Origin of the sequence: Sphingomonas sp. IBVSS2, assembly GCF_002127225.1 — a bacterium.
Lineage (GTDB): Bacteria > Pseudomonadota > Alphaproteobacteria > Sphingomonadales > Sphingomonadaceae > Sphingomonas.
In genome coordinates this window covers 418,470-435,143 of record NZ_NFUR01000002.1, presented here as the reverse complement: position 1 = coordinate 435,143, position 16,674 = coordinate 418,470, and the positions used below count along the sequence as shown (strand labels likewise).

General features: G+C 68.3%; 18 protein-coding genes. 9 read left to right on the top strand and 9 right to left on the bottom strand.

All coding sequences use genetic code 11. The annotated features are described in order from the left end of the window. Nucleotides 1-18 precede the first annotated feature (18 nt). Nucleotides 19-681 (top strand): glutathione S-transferase family protein, encoded by a 663-nt coding sequence (locus tag CAP40_RS08110; protein ID WP_086128877.1) that lies wholly within the window; start codon nt 19-21, stop codon nt 679-681. 34 nt (nt 682-715) lie between these two features. After that, complete coding sequence (locus tag CAP40_RS08105) at nt 716-1,330, top strand: glycoside hydrolase family 19 protein (RefSeq protein WP_086128876.1); 615 nt, start codon at nt 716-718, stop codon at nt 1,328-1,330. A gap of 25 nt (nt 1,331-1,355) precedes the next feature. Here the strand turns inward: CAP40_RS08105 and CAP40_RS08100 are convergent, their stop codons facing one another. After that, a complete protein-coding gene (locus tag CAP40_RS08100) occupies nt 1,356-1,805 on the bottom strand; it encodes a cupin domain-containing protein (RefSeq protein WP_086129367.1) in 450 nt (149 codons plus the stop codon). Nucleotides 1,806-1,819: 14 nt separating this feature from the next. On the opposite strand from CAP40_RS08100, the gene dapE reads away from it, so the two are divergent. Next, nucleotides 1,820-2,950 carry a succinyl-diaminopimelate desuccinylase gene (dapE, locus tag CAP40_RS08095; protein WP_086128875.1) on the top strand — a complete coding sequence of 377 codons (1,131 nt, stop codon included), beginning with the start codon at nt 1,820-1,822 and terminating at the stop codon, nt 2,948-2,950. 37 nt (nt 2,951-2,987) lie between these two features. On the opposite strand, the gene CAP40_RS08090 is transcribed toward dapE, so the two are convergent. The 4 genes from CAP40_RS08090 to CAP40_RS08075 form a co-directional block, all read right to left on the bottom strand. Beyond that, nucleotides 2,988-4,664, bottom strand: coding sequence for a bifunctional diguanylate cyclase/phosphodiesterase (locus CAP40_RS08090; protein WP_086128874.1), 1,677 nt, complete (start codon nt 4,662-4,664; stop codon nt 2,988-2,990). Nucleotides 4,665-4,745: 81 nt separating this feature from the next. Continuing rightward, entirely contained in the window at nt 4,746-5,312 is a 567-nt protein-coding gene (locus CAP40_RS08085) for a Smr/MutS family protein (protein ID WP_086128873.1), read from the bottom strand. Then, a complete protein-coding gene (locus tag CAP40_RS08080) occupies nt 5,309-6,643 on the bottom strand; it encodes a murein transglycosylase A (RefSeq protein WP_086128872.1) in 1,335 nt (444 codons plus the stop codon). Before CAP40_RS08080 ends, CAP40_RS08085 begins: the two co-directional genes overlap by 4 nt. Before the next feature lie 10 nt (nt 6,644-6,653). After that, complete coding sequence (locus tag CAP40_RS08075) at nt 6,654-7,298, bottom strand: Tim44/TimA family putative adaptor protein (RefSeq protein ID WP_144034284.1); 645 nt, start codon at nt 7,296-7,298, stop codon at nt 6,654-6,656. A 174-nt stretch (nt 7,299-7,472) separates the two neighbouring features. Between CAP40_RS08075 and secB the strand changes: the two genes are divergently transcribed. Then, nucleotides 7,473-7,985 (top strand): protein-export chaperone SecB, encoded by a 513-nt coding sequence (secB, locus tag CAP40_RS08070; protein ID WP_086128871.1) that lies wholly within the window; start codon nt 7,473-7,475, stop codon nt 7,983-7,985. A gap of 64 nt (nt 7,986-8,049) precedes the next feature. Then, on the top strand, nt 8,050-9,609 hold the full coding sequence (murJ, locus tag CAP40_RS08065; protein ID WP_086128870.1) for a murein biosynthesis integral membrane protein MurJ: 1,560 nt from the start codon (nt 8,050-8,052) through the stop codon (nt 9,607-9,609). Between the two features lie 3 nt (nt 9,610-9,612). Here the strand turns inward: murJ and CAP40_RS08060 are convergent, their stop codons facing one another. Continuing rightward, nucleotides 9,613-9,918, bottom strand: coding sequence for a hypothetical protein (locus CAP40_RS08060; RefSeq protein ID WP_144034283.1), 306 nt, complete (start codon nt 9,916-9,918; stop codon nt 9,613-9,615). A 173-nt stretch (nt 9,919-10,091) separates the two neighbouring features. On the opposite strand from CAP40_RS08060, the gene trpS reads away from it, so the two are divergent. The 3 genes from trpS to CAP40_RS08045 all read left to right on the top strand — a co-directional run bounded on the left by trpS (nt 10,092) and on the right by CAP40_RS08045 (nt 12,700). After that, nucleotides 10,092-11,081: a tryptophan--tRNA ligase gene (gene trpS / locus CAP40_RS08055; protein ID WP_086128868.1), complete on the top strand. Its 990-nt coding sequence runs from the start codon at nt 10,092-10,094 to the stop codon at nt 11,079-11,081. 232 nt (nt 11,082-11,313) lie between these two features. After that, a complete protein-coding gene (locus CAP40_RS08050; RefSeq protein WP_179187975.1) occupies nt 11,314-12,348 on the top strand; it encodes a CAP domain-containing protein in 1,035 nt (344 codons plus the stop codon). A 91-nt stretch (nt 12,349-12,439) separates the two neighbouring features. Continuing rightward, nucleotides 12,440-12,700 (top strand): hypothetical protein, encoded by a 261-nt coding sequence (locus CAP40_RS08045; RefSeq protein ID WP_086128866.1) that lies wholly within the window; start codon nt 12,440-12,442, stop codon nt 12,698-12,700. Nucleotides 12,701-12,841: 141 nt separating this feature from the next. Here the strand turns inward: CAP40_RS08045 and dnaA are convergent, their stop codons facing one another. The 3 genes from dnaA to mutM all read right to left on the bottom strand — a co-directional run bounded on the left by dnaA (nt 12,842) and on the right by mutM (nt 15,838). Beyond that, entirely contained in the window at nt 12,842-14,206 is a 1,365-nt protein-coding gene (gene dnaA, locus CAP40_RS08040) for a chromosomal replication initiator protein DnaA (protein WP_218822122.1), read from the bottom strand. 458 nt (nt 14,207-14,664) lie between these two features. After that, nucleotides 14,665-14,928, bottom strand: a complete 264-nt coding sequence (gene rpsT / locus CAP40_RS08035; RefSeq protein WP_086128864.1) for a 30S ribosomal protein S20 — start codon at nt 14,926-14,928, stop codon at nt 14,665-14,667. 100 nt (nt 14,929-15,028) lie between these two features. Next, entirely contained in the window at nt 15,029-15,838 is an 810-nt protein-coding gene (gene mutM / locus CAP40_RS08030) for a bifunctional DNA-formamidopyrimidine glycosylase/DNA-(apurinic or apyrimidinic site) lyase (protein ID WP_086128863.1), read from the bottom strand. Nucleotides 15,839-15,928: 90 nt separating this feature from the next. Between mutM and CAP40_RS08025 the strand changes: the two genes are divergently transcribed. Further along, nucleotides 15,929-16,660 (top strand): class I SAM-dependent methyltransferase, encoded by a 732-nt coding sequence (locus CAP40_RS08025; protein ID WP_086128862.1) that lies wholly within the window; start codon nt 15,929-15,931, stop codon nt 16,658-16,660. Nucleotides 16,661-16,674: the final 14 nt, after the last annotated feature.

Below are 16,674 nucleotides of genomic sequence, written 5' to 3'. Positions count from 1 at the left end.
GCCGCTATCCCTGGGTTCATGAAGCTCTATATCGGCAACAAAGCCTATTCCTCCTGGTCGCTGCGCGGCTGGCTCGCCTGCAAGCAGGCCGGCCTTCCCTTCGAGGAAGTGGTCGTGCCGCTGTACGACGAGGCATGGGAGAAGCGGCGCGAGGGCGACGAGTTCGCTCCCTCCTCGGGCAAGGTGCCGATCCTGTGGGACGGCGATGCCGTGGTGTGGGACAGCCTGGCGATCATCGAATATCTCAACGACAAGACCGGCAACACCCGGTTCTGGCCCACGGATCCGGCGGCACGCGCCATGGCCCGCTCGATGGCAGCCGAGATGCATTCGGGCTTCGCCAATCTGCGCCGAAAGCACACCATGAACGTGCGGCAGGTCTATCCGCCCAAGGCACCGGACAGCGATGTGCTGCAGGAGATCGGCCGGATCATGGAGCTCTGGGTCCAGGCTCGCGCCCGGTTCGGCGGCGAAGGCCAGTTCCTGTTCGGCGCGTTCGGCGCGGCGGACATCATGTTCGCGCCGGTGGTGACGCGCTTCGTCACCTATTCGCTGCCGGTGGCCCGCTTCGCGCCCGCCTATATGAACGCCGTGCTCCAGCATCCCTTCATGCAGGACTGGATCGCCGCGGCGCAGGAAGAGGATTGGGTGATCCAGCAGTTCGAGATGGATCCGGCCTGAGGCGGCCGCGCGCGGCCCGGCGGGGGCGCGCGCGATGCTGGAGGTGAGGAAGCTCCAGCAGCGGCTGGGCCTGGAGGCGGACGGACTGCTCGGCCAGGGCACGCTTGCCGCGCTGTTCGCTGCCTCGGGCGCGGCGCCGGCGGTGGCGGCCGAGCTCGGCCTGGCCGCCAACGTCCATTTTCGCAGCTATCGCATCCTGGCCAGCGGCCGGCGCCTCGCGCATTTCCTGGCCCATTGCGCGCACGAGAGCGGCGGATACCAGCACGCCAGGGAGGTCTGGGGCCCCACCGCGGCCCAGCGCGCCTATGAGGGCAGCGCCAAGCTCGGCAACGACCGGCCGGGCGACGGGAAGCGCTATCTCGGCCGCGGCCCCGGCCAGCTCACCGGCCGCGCCAACTACCGGCTCTATGGCCGCAAGCTCGGCATCGACCTGGAGCGCCGTCCCGAACTGCTCGAGGCCTGGTCGCTCGGGCTGCTTGCCTTCTGCACCTATTGGGACGCGTGCGGCCTCAATGCCTGGGCGGACCGGGACGATCTCAGGGCCGTCTCCAACGGCATCAATCGCGGCGACCCGCGCTCGGCGAAGGAGCCGAACGGATGGGCCGATCGCCGGGCGCGCCACGCCGCGATGAAGGCGCTGATCTTGTGAGGAACGCCCTCCTTCCGGATCGGCATCAGGAGAATCCGGTCCCATCCTTCCGGCGAAACCCCTGCCCCGCCGCCAGATGCATGTCGATGTCCGGATAGTGGCAGTCGCTCGCGGCGGGCCTGCCCACCGCGATGTAGACGCAGGGCGCGTCGCCGCGGTTCTGGAGGACGTGCCCGTTGCCGTCACCCTTGGGAAAGGCGGCGATATCGCCCGGCCGCATCGGCGTCTCGCCACCGTCGTCGACCAGCACCGCTTCGCCCGCCAGCATCACCACGAACTCGTCCTCGCCGGCATGCCAGTGCCGCTGGGAGGACCAGGCCCCCGGCTCGAGCGTCACATGGCTGAAGCCGAAATCGGTGACCCCGCTCGCGGGGGCGAGCCGGCGATACCAGCGCCCCCGCACCGGCTCGGCGAATTCGGGCGGATAGCCGGTCGCGTTGGTCTGCGGGATTGTATCGAGATCAAGCTTGGGCAATGCCACCTCCACCAATGCCGGAGACCATCTTGCCCGATCCCGTAGAACTCACCAAGGCGCTGATCGCCGCCGAGAGCATCACCCCGGCGCGCGGCGCCGTGTTCGACGTGCTGGAAGCGGCGCTGCTGCCGCTCGGCTTCCGGGTCGAGCGCTTCGTCGAGGGCGAGGCGCCCGAGGGGCCGGTCGAGAACCTGCTCGCGGTGCGGGACGGCGCCGGCCCGCATTTCGCCTTTGCCGGCCATCTCGACGTGGTGCCGCCCGGCCAGGGCTGGACGAGCGACGCCTTCACGCCCGAAGTCCGGGGCGACCTGCTGTACGGCCGCGGCGCCGTCGACATGAAGGGCGCCATCGCCGCCTTCGTCGCCGCGGCGGCGCGCGTGCCCGAGGGGATGGTCGGCCTGATCATCACCGGCGACGAGGAAGGCCCCGCCACCTATGGCACGCCGCGCCTCATCGAGCGGATGGCCGAGCGCGGCCTGACGCCGGACATGTGCCTGGTCGGCGAGCCCACGTCGCAGCACCGCCTGGGCGACATGATCAAGATCGGCCGGCGCGGCTCGACGGTGATCGACATCGCGATCCCCGGCAAACAGGGCCATGTCGCCTATCCGCACCTCGCCGACAATCCGGTCCCCCGGCTCGTCCGCGCCCTGGCGGAGATCGATGCCATCGAGCTGGACCAGGGCAATGCCTGGTTCCAATCCTCGAACATCGAGATCATCGACATGGCCGTCGGCAACCCGGCGACCAACGTGATCCCCGGCCATGCCGGCGCGCGGATCAGCATCCGCTTCAACGACCAGCAGCGCGGGCCGGACCTGATCGCCCGGATCGAGGAGATCGTGCAACGCCATGCTCCGTCGGGGATCGTCAAGGGCCGCGTCTATGGCGAGGCGTTCCTCACCGAGCCCGGCGCGCTTTCGGCGCTGGTCGCCGGGGCGATCCAGGCGAGGCTGGGGCTGGCGCCGGAGCTTTCGACCACCGGCGGCACCTCGGACGCGCGCTTCCTCTCGAAGCTCTGCCCGGTGGTGGAGTTCGGCCTGCTGAACGCCACGATGCACAAGCTCGACGAGGCGGTTGCCTTGGCCGATCTGGCCGCGCTGACGGATGTCTATGAAGAGGTGCTGCGGCGGGTGATGCAATAAACTCCTCCCCGAACTCGTCTCGGGGAGGAACGAACGCTTAGCCCGCGATCCGCCGCGGCGCGATGCCGCGCGCCCATTCGAGGAAGGCGCCCTCCTCCATCGGCGTCGCCACGGCATAGCCCTGGAGCACATCGCAGCCGATGACGCGCAGCACCGTGGCCTGGTCCTCGCTCTCGATCCCCTCGGCCACGGCTTCGCAGCCCAGGCCATGGATCAGCCCGATCACCGCCTGGGCGATGGTACGCGCGTCGGCGCTCTCGGCGACTTGCTCGATCAGGCTGCGGTCCAGCTTGATGCGGTCGATCGGCAACCTGCGGAGGCGGGCGATGTTCGAATAGCCGGTGCCGAAATCGTCGATGGCGATGGTGGCGCCGTCGGCCCGCAGCGTGGCGATCGCGTCGAGCACTTCGCTCGAGCAGTGCATCGCCAGCGTCTCGGTGATCTCGAGCTCGAGCAGGTTGGCCGGCGCGCTGGCCGCCAGCATCGCCTCGCGCAGCTTGCGGAAGAAGCTGGCATGGTCGAGCTGGCGCGGGCTGATATTGACCGCGAGCCGCTGCTGGATGCCCAGCCGGCCCCAGCGCGAGATCGTCTCGGCGACGCTCTCGACCACCCATTCGCCGATCTCGACGATCAGGCCGGTTTCCTCGGCACGCTGGATGAAGGTGCCGGGCATCTTGAGCCCGTCCGGATGGCGCCAGCGCAGCAGCGCCTCGGCGGCGACGATGCGGCCGTCGGCGGCGGAGACCTGGGGCTGGTAGACGAGCGTGAACTGGTCCTTGTCCACTGCTTCGCGCAGGTCGCTTTCCAGCCGGGCGCGCTCGGCGATCTCGGCGGCGAGGATTTCGGTGAAATGCTCGGCGCGGCCGCGGCCCATCGCCTTGGCGTGATACATGGCGGCATCGGCCGCGCGCATCAGGTCGTGCAGGGTGGTGCCGTGCTCGGGACGCAGTGCGATGCCGATCGAGGCGCCGATCGACACTTCCTGGTCGGCCAGGTCGAACGGCTCGGAAAGGGCGTAGAGGATGCCGCGCCCGATCCGCTCGGCTTCGCGCACATGGCGCAGCGCCGGGAAGAACATGGTGAACTCGTCGCCCGCCAGCCGCCCGATCAGCGGCGGCCGCGCATCGGCCTCGGCGGCGAAGCGGTCGGCGACGGCGCGCAGGCGATTGGCGACCATGCCGAGCAGCGCGTCGCCGGTGGCATGGCCCAGCGTGTCGTTGACGTGCTTGAACCGGTCGAGATCGATGAAATAGAGTACCGCGACATTGCCCGGCGGCAAATCCGCGAGCATGCGCTCGGCGGTACGGCGGAAATTGGTGCGATTGGGCAGCGACGTCACCGGATCGAACATCGCCAGCCGCTGGACGCTCTCCAGATTGGCATGGAGCTGGCGGAACAGGCCGTCCATCGCCCGCGCCAGCGTCGGTACCGATACATGCACCTGGGGCGGGATGCCGCTCTGCAGGTCGCCATTGGCCGCGCCCTGGAGGCGGGCGATCGCCGCGTCGATGGCTTCGGCGGTCGACGCGATGCTGCGCTCGGCCGAAGCCCAGCACATCACGCCGCAGACGATGGCCGCGATCAGCGCGCGGCCCGCCGTCTCGACGGTGATCATGCCGGGAGTGGAGGCCGCGGCCAGCGCCAGGATGAACGCCACGGCACCGGCGCACATCGCAAAGGCTATCGCACGGCTCTTGAGCGAAAATCCTTCCACTGCGCTCGCTCTTCCCCCCAGCAACCCGTCGCCGGACCGGCAGATACCGGCCTCGATCACCGGACACATCGCAGAGAGAAGTTAAGATTTTTCCCGGGGACGCCGGAGCACGATGTAGAGCGCACCGGCCCCGCCGTGGCGGGAATGCGCGGTCCTTACGGCAGCGATACGATCGGAATGGCGCGACGAAGCGAGCCAGTCGCCCACGGCCGCACGGATCGCGCCGCGGGCATGCGGGCGCTCGGATTCCCGCCGCGGCGGCTTGCCGGTGACGAGCAGCAGCACGCGGTCGCCCCGCCCGATCGCCGCCTCCAGCCCGAAATCGAGCCGGTCATAAGCCGAGGCGAGGCTGTGGCCATGCAGGTCGACGGTCGAATCCGGCGCGACCAGCCCGCGCGCCAGGCGCCGGTCCCAGGATCCGTCGAGCGTGTTGACGGCTTGCCCACGCACCGGTGCGGCCGGCGATGCCGCGGCGCGTGGCGGCAGCACCCGCCCCCTGGGCTTGGCGGGCAGGGGCTGGGCCGGTGCCGGTGCCGGTGCGGGTTCCTCGGGGAGCGCTACCGCGCGCGCAGCCCGCTTCTCGAGCGGAGTCACGCTGGCGATCACGCGTTTCCACAGCGCCGCTTCCTCGGGCGCGAGGCGCCTCACCGCTGGCGTTGCGGCGCCGGCACCGTGGCGATCGGCGCGCCGCCCAGCCGGCTGAGCGTTCCGGCCGGGAGCAGCAGCCAGGCGGTGCCGCGCGCATTCATGCCGCCCGCGATCGCACGTGCATCGTCGCCGGCCCCCCAGAAAGTATCGACCCGGTTGGGCCCCTTGATCGCGCCGCCGGTGTCCTGCGCGATCCACAGGCCGTTCGCCTCGGCACGGTCCATCGACAGGAACACCGGCGCGCCGAGCGGGATGAACTTGGGATCGACCGCGGCGCTCACCTGGCCGGTGACGGGCAGCCCGAGCGACCCGTTCGGCCCGGCGCCCTTCAATTCCTGGAAGAACACATAGCTCTTGTTCTCCCACATGATGTCCCGCCCCTCCTCGGGGTGATCGCGCAGATAGGCGATGATGCCCTGCATCGAGGCGCCGCCGGGCTTGAGCAGCCCACGGTCGCGCATCAGCGCGCCGATGCCGACATATTCGCGGCCGTTCTGGCCGGCGAAGCCGATGCGCATCAGCTGGCCGTCCGGCCCGCGCAATCGCCCCGATCCCTGGATCTGGAGGAAGAACAGCTCGATCGGATCGGCCGCCCAGGCGATCTCCAGCCCGCGCCCCTCCAGCGCGCCCTGATCAATCTCCTTGCGGTCGTAATAGGGAATGAAGGTCTTGCCGGCGACGCGGCCGCGGATCCGCTTGCCCTTCATGTCGGCCGAGAACTGGCCGAGATCGACTTCGATGATGTCGTCGGGCTTGGCGTAGACCGGCACTTCATAGCCGGGGCGGCGATGCCGCGACCCGGCGATCTCGGGCTCGTAATAGCCGGTCGCCTGCGCCTTGCCGTCGGCGACCTGCACCGTCTCGAACCAGCGCGCGAAGAAGCCGCGCGCGTCCCGCTCGTCCCAGGCTTTCGCGGCATCGCAGGAAGGCTGCCAGTCCCGTCCCTGGGTGAGCCCGCTCGCATCGGTGCGGCGCACCAGCGACGGACAGCTCAACCGATAGGCGACCAGCGCGCGCGCCGCCGCCGCATCGCTCAACGGCAGCGAATCCAGCACCGGCCCGGCAAGCAGTCCGGCCGAGGCGGCGGCGAGCGTGCCGGCCGGAGCGGCGGGTGCCGGGATGGCGGCGAGCGGCGTCGCGGGGATGGGCTGGCGGGCGGCGGGGTTGCCGTGCGGTTCCGAAACGCGCCCCGGCTCGCGCGGCATCTCTCGCGGACGTTCCCTCGGCGCTTCGCGCGGCGGCGTATAGCCCGGTTCCACCGAATGCGGCACCATGCCGCCCGAGCAAGCGCCCAGCAGCGCCGCAAGCGCGACTCCCCCCCAGATCCGCATAGTCGGCCCCTCAGGCTTCGTCGGTTTCGACGAGCTTCCAGTTGGGATCGTCGCTGCGGAGGCTCCGCGCGAAGGTCCAGATGTCGTGCGTCTCCACCGCGTCGCTCAGCGAACCGGCGATCACATTGCCATCGGCATCGCGCGTCACCGCCGCGATATCGGCGTCGAAGCGCACGGTGATGCGCGCGGCCTTGCCCTCCACCACCACATCCGAGATCAGCGCGCGCTCGATCGCGACCAGGCGATTCTCCAGCACATGGCCGGCGGCCTTGCGATCGGCGATCGCCTGGGCAAAGCCGGCGCGGACATCGTCCTCCACCAGCCAGGTCAGCGTCTCCTCGTCGCCCTTCCAGAAGGCCTCGAGGATCATCTTGTACGCACTCTTGGCGCCGTCGAGGAACTGCGCGACGTCGAAGCTCGCATCGGCGGCGATCACGGCCTTCAGGCCCGATTCCGCGCCCGTCCCGATCACTCGCGCGCCGATCTCGCGCATCTCGGGCGTCTGATCGATGGTGCGGGCCGCCGGCGACACCGCCACGCGCTCCTCGCTCGGCTTCGGCAACGCCTGCTCATGGCCGGTGCGCTTGCCAAGCACGGCATAGAGTCGGAGCGCCAGGAAACCGGCCACCATTGCGAACAGGATTATCGTGTACACTAAGCCTCCAAACGCTTCGCCGCTAACATAGGCCTAAGCGACGCTGGTTTCAAATATCCGGTTCCGCGCGTCGAATCCGGGGGCAATTGAAACGCGTGCGCCCGCCTGCTAGGCGCGCAATCGATCCAACGCGCAAACGGCGCCAATCTTTCCGGAAATAAAGAGGACATCGAAATGGCCGAGAACGACACGATCGCCGAATTCGGCGAGCCCGCTGCCAATGGCGCCGATACCGCCCCGGCCGCCGGCCTGCTGTCGCAATATGTGAAGGACCTCTCGTTCGAGAATCCGAACGCACCGGCCATCTTCCAGAACCCGACCGCGCCGGCCATCGACGTGCAGTTCAACATCGGCTCGGCCAAGGTCGCCGACGAGGTCTATGAGGTCGTCCTCAAGATCGAAGTGCGCGCCACCGCCGAGAGCCAGGCCGCCTTCATCGTCGACCTGTCCTATGCCGGCCTGTTCGGCATCCGCAACGTGCCCGAGGGCGAGGCGCTCGACGGCTTCCTGCTCGGCGAGGCGCCGCGCCTGCTCTTCCCGTTCGCCCGCCGCGTGCTGGCCGATGCGGTGCGCGACGGCGGCTTCCCGCCGCTGATGCTCGAGCCGATCGATTTCGGCGGCATCTACATCCAGCAGCGCGCGATGAACGAATCGGGCCTTACCGGCGAAGTCGCGGGCGAAGCCTGAAGGAGTATCCGGGGGTGATGGTTCCCAAATCCCCCCCGGGCTCGCCTCGGGGAGGATTCGAGCCGTGAAGCTCGCCCGCAGCCTCGGCTCGGTGGGCGGGCTCACGCTGGCCAGCCGCATTCTCGCGCTGGTCCGCGATTCGCTGCAGGCCCGCTATGTCGGCGCCAGCTTCGCGTCGGATGCGTTCACCATCGCCTTCCGCCTCCCCAACATGTTCCGCGCCCTGTTCGCCGAGGGTGCGTTCAACGCCGCCTTCATCCCGATGTTCAATCGGAAGGTGGGCGAGACCGGCGAGCTCTCGCAGGGCCTGGATTTCGCCGAGCGCGCGCTCTCGGTGCTGTTCCTCGCGCTCGCGGTGATGACCGGGGTGATGCTGGCCGCCGCCTGGCCGCTCACCTGGCTGCTCTCCGGCGGCTTCCACGACGTCGCGCCCGATCGCTTCGCCTTCGCCGTGGAGCTGAGCCGGATCACCATTCCCTATCTGCTGCTGATCAGCCTGGCCTCGCTGCTGGGCGGCATCCTGAATTCGCTCGACAAATTCTGGGTCAACGCCGCGGCGCCGATCCTGCTCAACATCGCGATGGTGGTGGCGCTCGCCGTGTTCAACGGCGATCCGTTCGAGACGGCGCGGGCCCAGGCGATCGCGGTGCCGATCGGCGGGGCCCTCCAGCTCGGCTGGCTGGCGCTGGCCTGCCGCCGTTCGGGCGTGTCGCTCAAGCCCCGCCTTCCCCGCCTCGATCCCGAGGTGAAGCGGCTGATGAAGCTGATCCTGCCCGCCGCCGCCGGCGCCGGCGCCTCGCAGATCAACCTGCTGATCTCGAGCGCGCTCGCCGGCGGACTGCTGGCCGCGGGCTCGCTCTCCTACATCTATTATGCCGATCGGCTGAACCAGCTGCCGCTCGGCATGATCGGCATCGGCCTGGGCACCATCCTGCTCCCCACCATCTCGCGCCTGCTGGGCGCCGGACGGGACGAGGAGGCGATGGAGACGCAGAATCGCGGCATCGAGCTCGCGCTGTTCCTGACCCTGCCCGCGATGGTCGCGCTGATCGTCGCGGCCGAGCCGATCGTGCGCGGCCTGTTCCAATATGGCCATTTCGGCCCCGAGGCGACGCGCGCCTGCGCGCTGGCGCTCGCGGGCTTCTCGGTCGGCCTGCCCGCCTATGTCCTCGTGAAGGTGCTCACGCCCGGCTATTATGCCCGCCACGACATGAAGACGCCCGTGCGCTACGCGATCGTCTCGGTTGGAGTGAACATTGTCCTGAATCTGGCGCTGATCCCGCTGATCGGCGCCAGCGGGCCGCCGCTCGCCACCGCGATCGCGTCGAGCGTCAACACCTTCATGCTCTATCGCACGCTGCACCGGCGCGGCCATTTCACCGCCGACGCGCAGCTCAAGCGCCGCCTGCCCCGCCTGGCGATCGCCGCCGCGATCATGGGCGGCGCGCTGTTCGCGTTCGATCATCTGCTCGACCCCTGGCTGAACGGCCATATGATCGAGCGCTATGGGGCGCTGGTGGTGCTCGTGGGTGCAGGCTGCATCGTCTACGGCATCGCCTGCTTCCTCACCCGCGCTTTCCTGGTCTCGGACATCAAGGCGCTGGTGCGGCGGCGACGCGCCTAGGCTCTAGTCGGCATCGGCTTCGGCCCGCCGGCCTTGGGCGGCCCGTCGCTGCGCGAGCAGATCCCGCATCGCGATTGCGACATGGACCACCAGCGCGGCCGCCACGGGCAGCAACTTCCACAGCCCGGCGTTGCTTTCCGGCGGGCGCACCAGCACCAGGGTGGTGAATAGCCCGGCGGCAAGAAGTACGATGCCGATGATCCGCAGGCGGCTGGGTGGCCAGTAGACATAGTCGAAGCTGACCATTTTCGCCGCGCTTCCCGTCACCATCAGCCAGTCGGCGGCCGGAACGGCGATTGCGGTGACCAACAGGGCGTATCCCGGCGGCATGCCGGTTCCCTATCATGGCATTGGACAGCGACAAACCGGCCCTCTACAGCCCGCTCCGTCCCTGACATCGCTGTGCGGCCGCGTCCCCGCCGTCTCGGACCCGCGGCCCGTCCAAAGGCCGAACGGTCAGCCCGGGCGCGGAGTACAGAATCATGCGCGTCGTCTCCGGCATCCAGACCACCGGCAATCTTCACCTCGGCAACTATCTCGGGGCGATCAAGCAATGGGTGGCGATGCAGGATCAGGGAGAATGCCTGTTCTTCCTCGCCGATCTCCATGCGCTGACCGGCAATATCTCGCCGCAGGAGCTCGCCAGATCCACGATCGAGATGGCCGCGACCCTGCTCGCCTCGGGCATCGACGATCGCGCGATCCTGTTCAACCAGGCGCGCGTTCCCGCGCATGCCGAGCTGTGCTGGATCCTCAACGGCACCGCGCGGATGGGCTGGCTCAACCGCATGACCCAGTGGAAGGACAAGGCGGGGAAGAACCGCGAGGGCGCCAGCGTCGGCCTGTTCGCATATCCGGTGCTCCAGGCGGCCGACGTGCTCGCCTACAAGGCGACGCACGTGCCGGTGGGCGAGGACCAGAAGCAGCATCTCGAGCTCGCCCGCGACATCGCGGCCAAGTTCAACACCGATTTCGAAGTCGAACTGTTCCCGCTGCCCGAGCCCTTCATCTCAAAGGCGGCCCCGCGGATCATGAGCCTGCGCGACGGCAGCGCGAAGATGTCCAAGTCCGATCCTTCGGACCTATCGCGCATCAACCTGTCGGACGATGACGACATGATCGCGCAGAAGCTCCGCAAGGCGAAGACCGATCCCGAGCCCCTGCCCGATTCGTTCGACGCGCTTGCCGAGCGGCCCGAGGCGAAGAATCTGGTGACCATCTTCGCCGCACTGTCGGATCGCGATCCCCAGTCGGTGGTGACGGAGTTCGCCGGCCAGGGCTTCGGCGCGTTCAAGCCGGCGCTGGCGGATCTCGCCATTGCGGTGCTCGGGCCCGTACGCGAGCGGCTGAACCGGCTGCTGGCGGACCGCGAGGCAGTGGGCCAGCAGCTCGCCAGGGGCGCCGAGCGTGCCAGCGCCCTCGCCGAACCCACGCTCAAGGCGGCGCAGAAGGCCGTCGGGCTGCAGATCTGATACCGGATCCACGGCACCCGCGCCGCCGCGGGTGCCGTGGCGGCATCGTCCGGGCCCGTTCGCTTTCGGGCGGCGCGCGATGCGCCATGGGCTTCGCATCGCACTCACATCACCCCGCCGGCCGACCCGTCTGCCGATAACTGCTGACAGCCCTTCCCCGGGCGCTATGCTCCAGGGAGGGGCTGGAGCCGCGCCATGCCCTTCGGGTTCTGCCAAGCGGGAGTGCATGCGGATGCGTAAGCTGGTTGCCCTATTGCTGCTCGGCAGCGCCCTGGCCGCGTGCAGCGGCGGCGGTTCGGGCGGAGGGGGCGGAACGGTCGTCACGCCCACCCCCACGCCATCGACGCCCACGCCCACCACGCCCACGCCCTCGCCCAGCCCGACGAGCACCGAGCCCGCCACCGGCTCGGATTTCCTGAGCTCGGTCGCACAGCTCTACAGCACGCCGCCCAACATCGCCGCCTGCCAGGCCGGAACGCTCAAGCCCGAGGTCGGGGCGCGGGTGCTGGCGACGCTCAACGACATCCGCGCGCACCACAATCTGCCCGCGGTCACCTATGCGCCGGCCGACGAGCCCGCTTCCCAGCAATCGGCGCTGATGATGGCCGCCAACGGCCAGCTCAGCCACAATCCGCCGGCGAGCTGGAACTGCTACACCTCCGCCGGCGCCACCGCGGCGGGGCAAAGCAACATCTATCTGGGCACGGGCGGGCTGCGCTATTCGCAGGATGCCGACCTGCTGATCGGCTGGCTCACCGATACCAACAATGTGGTGGCGAACAATATCGGCCATCGCCGCTGGCTGCTCTATCCGTTCCTCTCGACCATTGCCTATGGCCGGGTCGCCGGCGTCTGGCAGGGAAGCAACCGCGCGGACGGCGCCTCGATCAAGGTGATCAACACCACCCAGAACACCGCCGGCCCGCTGCCCGACTATGTCGCCTATCCGTTCGAGGAATATCCGGCGCGCTATTTCGATACGGCGGCGCTGCTCTCCTTCGGCGTGATCGCCAACAAGACCTCCAATTTCGGAGCGAACGCCGCGGTCAGCTTCGCCAACGCCACGATCGCCGTGCGCGCCCGGGGCGGCGCCGCGCTCACGGTGTCGAACGTGTCATGGGACAATGACGGCTATGGCCTGCCCAACAGCCTGCAATGGAAAGTCGCCGGGCTGGCCGCCAACACCATCTACGACGTGACGATCGGCAACGTCTTCGTCGGCGGCGCCCCCCGCAGCTACAGCTATTATTTCCGGCTGGTGCCCTGAGCGGCGCAAAGCACCATATCCGTCTCAGCTCCGCTGGGCCGTGCCGGCATCGCGGCCTAGCCTGCGCTTCCCACGACAAAGGGAGGCACCCATGCGCAAGAAGATCGGTTTCTCGCTCTCGCTCGCCGCCGCGGCCGGTTTCCAGGCCATCCTGGCCCAGCCGCTCCAGGCCCGGCCGAGCGTCGCCGAATGCGACAATCCGCCATCGGTCACCTGCACCAGCTACCGGGCCAGGGGCTTCGCCAGCTATGGCGACTGCGTGACCTACTACAGTGACTATTGCCCCTTGCTCGAAAGCGGCAATGGCGGCTGCGTCTACGACCCGCGGATCGGCCAGACCATCTGCTGGTAGCCATTATGTCTAGACAAAAAGGCCGGACCCGCATGGGCCCGGCCTTTCTGTTGATCAGGGTGGAGGCGTGACCGATCCGCGTTGCCCCGCTCTCAGCTCCTCCACCCCGCCCGCCCCTGAAAGAGGCGGGAATGTAGCTCCTTAGCCTTCCAGCGTGCGCATCAGCGTGCGCACGGCGGTATCGATCTCCACGTCCTTGCCGCGCAGCTCCTCGATGCGCTTCACGGCATGGATCACCGTCGAATGGTCGCGATTGCCGAACTTGCGGCCGATCTCGGGCAGCGAGCGCGTGGTCAGGCGCTTGGCAAGATACATCGCGATCTGGCGCGGCCGGGCGATCGCCACGGCGCGGCGCTCGGAGATCAGGTCGATCTGCTTCACTTCGAAATGCGCCGAGACCGCGCGCTGGATCTCGTCGATCGTGATGCGGCGCTGGGCCGAGCGCAGCACCTCGCCGAGCACGTTGGTCGCGAAGTCGATCGTGATCACTTCGCCGTTCAGCTGGGCATAGGCGACCAGGCGATTGAGCGCGCCCTCGAGCTCGCGGACATTGGTGGTGATCCGCGCGGCAAGCAGGTCCATGACTTCGTGCGGCATCGTCACTGCCGGCATGTCCAGCAGCTTGCGGCCGACGATCGCGCGGCGCAGCTCCAGCTCGGCCGGCTTGATGTCCGCCACCAGGCCCGAGGCCAGCCGGCCGGCCAGCCGCGGCTCGAAGCCCTCCAGCGCCTGCGGCGCGCGATCGGCCGCAATCACCAGCCGCTTGCCCGAGGACATGAACTCGTTGACGGTGTGGAAGAACTCCTGCTGCGTCGCATCCTTGCCGCCGATGAACTGCAGGTCGTCGATCATCAGCAGGTCGACCGAGCGCAGCCGCGCCTTGAAGGCGTGCGTGTCCTTGTTGCGCAGCGCCTGGACGAACTCGAACATGAAGCGCTCGGCGGTCACGTATATCGCGGTCGCTTCCGGATTCGCCTCGAGGAACGCATGGCCGATCGCGTGCATCAGGTGCGTCTTGCCCTGGCCCGTGCCGGCATGGAGATAGAGCGGGCTGAAGCGCGGCGCGCCCGGCTCGGCCATTGTCTTGGCCGCGTTGCACGCCACGCGATTCGTCGCGTCGATCACGAAGCGATCGAAGGTGAAGCGCATGTCGAACTGCGGGCGCTCGGCCGGCGAGGCCGTGGCAGCCGCGACGGGGGCCGAATCGGCCGCCACGGGCGCGGACGCCGTGCTCAGGACGCGCGCCGGCTCCTCCGCCAGCGTTTCGATCGATACGTTGCGCACCGCCGGGATCTGGCCGCGGAACTCGAGCAGCAGCCGCTCCGCATAGTGATTCTTCACCCACTGGGTCATGAACGCCGAGGGCAGGCCCAGACGCACGACCTCGGCATTGCTGCCTTCGATCAGGACGACCGGCTTGAGCCACTGGTCGAACAGGCGCTGGCCCGCAGAGCGACGCAGGTTCGCGCGCACATGCGACCAAGCCTTGGCAACCGCTGCTTCCATTCCGTCCCGTTCCAAGGCCTGCACCTGAGTCACCGTGACGCACCCCTCCTTCGCGGGAAGCAGCCGCTTCCCGTGCGCTAATTCGCTCCGACATGAGGCCCTTCGACACCGGACATCCCCGGTCCCTGTGCGACGGGCTTCGCTAAATGCCCTGGCGAGAACTCGCCTGGGAGGTCTGTTTTAGGAACCCCTTTCTGAGTCGATCAAGGGGGTCGAGTGTAAAGATACTGAAATAGTTTTGTTGACTCGCCGTAACCCGCGGAAAACCGTGGGGGCAACCTTACAAACTACTGAAAAGCTTGGCTTCTGCGAATTATTGCAAACCAAAGACACTGCGACTCGCGCGAATCTCAGGGTTCCATGGGCCAGGCTTGATTCGTTCCGCAAACCTTTGTCAGACACGACAAAAACCCCGCGGAATCGGAGTTCCGCGGGGTTTTATTACGAAAAAATTACGATTACGCCAGCGCTTCGACGCGCTTGTTGAGACGCGCGAACTTGCGCGAGGCGGTGTTCTTGTGGAGCACGCCCTTGGCGACGCCGCGCGCCATTTCCGGCTGCGCAGCGGCGAGCGCGGCAGCGGCCGCCGCCTTGTCGCCGGCCTCGAGGGCCGACTCGACCTTCTTCACGAAGGTGCGGATACGGCTCACGCGGGTGCCGTTGATCTCCGCGCGGCGCGCATTGCGCCGGATACGCTTCTTCGCTTGCGGCGTATTCGCCATGCCGTCTCGTTCCTAGCTCGAAATGTTTAGGGCGCGGGGAACATGCCTCCACGCCCGGAAAGACGGGCCCCTTAGCGCCACCGGCGATTCGGGTCAACCATTACGACTGGCATTTCGGGCACCAGAAGGTGGAGCGCCCCGAATCCACGCGCCGCTCGACCAGCCCTCCGCACCCGCACGGCTCCCCTTCCCGGCCATAGACTTGCCATTCCTTGGCGAAATAGCCCAGCTCGCCATCGGGCCGGGCATAGTCGCGGATCGTGGAGCCGCCGGCGCGGATCGCGCCTTCCAGCACCGCGCGAATCGCGGCGGCCAGCTTCGCCAGCCGCGCCTTCGCGATCGAACCGCCTTCGCGCATGGGTGCGATGCCGGCAATATAGAGCGCCTCGCACACATAGATGTTGCCCAGCCCCGCCACCGTGCGCTGGTCGAGCAGCAGCGCCTTTACCGGGGCGATCCGGTCCTTGAACACCCGCGCCAGATGGGCCGCGTCAAAGTCCGGCCCCAGCGGCTCCGGCCCGAGCGCCACGAAGGGCGCCCAGGCCGGGACTTCCGCCGTCGGCACCAGGTCGACCGAGCCGAATCGCCGCGGATCGTTCAGCGCCAGCCGATGGTGCTGCGTCTCCAGCACCAGGTGATCGTGCTTGCCGATCTCCCCGGGATCGATCCGCCAGCGCCCGGACATGCCGAGATGGAAGATCAGCGTGTCGCCGCGATCCGTCTCGATCAGCCCATATTTCGCGCGCCGCCCCAGCCCGGTGACGGTCGCGCCGGTCAGCCGCTGGCCGAGCCCCACGGGAAACGGCCGACGCAGGTCGCCGCGGTGCAGCGTGACGCGGGTGATCGTCTCGCCCTCGAGCACGGGCTCCAGGCCGCGGACGGTAGTCTCTACTTCGGGCAGTTCCGGCATGCCCCCGTCGTACCGTCCCCGCCGCTCCGGCGAAAGCCGGGATGATGCTAGGGCTTTAACCCGGCCATGCACCTCGCTAGAGCCCCTGGCATGACCGACACCGTCTCCTTCGGCTACGAAGACGTGGCCCCCGAGGAAAAGACCCGCCGCGTCGGCGAGGTCTTCTCCAATGTCGCTTCGAAATACGACCTGATGAACGACGCCATGTCGGGCGGTCTCCACCGCCTGTGGAAGGACAAGTTCGTCCGCCGCGTGAAGCCGCGCGCGGGCGAGCATATCCTCGACATGGCCGGCGGCACCGGCGACATCGCCTTCCGCATGGTCAAGTCCGGTGCGTCGGTCACCGTGGCGGACATCAATCCCGAGATGCTCGCCGTCGGCGTCGAGCGCGCCGCCGAGCGCGGAATTGACGGGCTGGTGTGGAGCGAGGCCAATGCCGAGCAACTGCAATGGCCCGACAAATTCTTCGATGCCTATACCATCGCCCTCGGCATCCGGAACGTGACCGACATCCCCAAGGCGCTCCGCGAGGCGCACCGCGTGCTCAAGCGCGGCGGCCGGCTGTTCGTGCTCGAATTCTCCACCACCCAGTGGCCCGGCTTCTCCGAGGTGTACGACGCCTATTCGCACCATCTCATCCCCAAGATCGGCCAGCTGCTCACCGGCGACGCGGACAGCTATCGCTACCTGGTCGAATCGATCCGCCGCTTCCCGCCCATGCCGGAGTTCGAGCGGATGATCCGCGAGGCCGGCTTCACCCAGACCAAGGTCGAGCCGCTGCTCGGCGGCCTGGTCGCGATCCATTCGGGCTGGAAGATTTGATGGCTTCTCTTCTT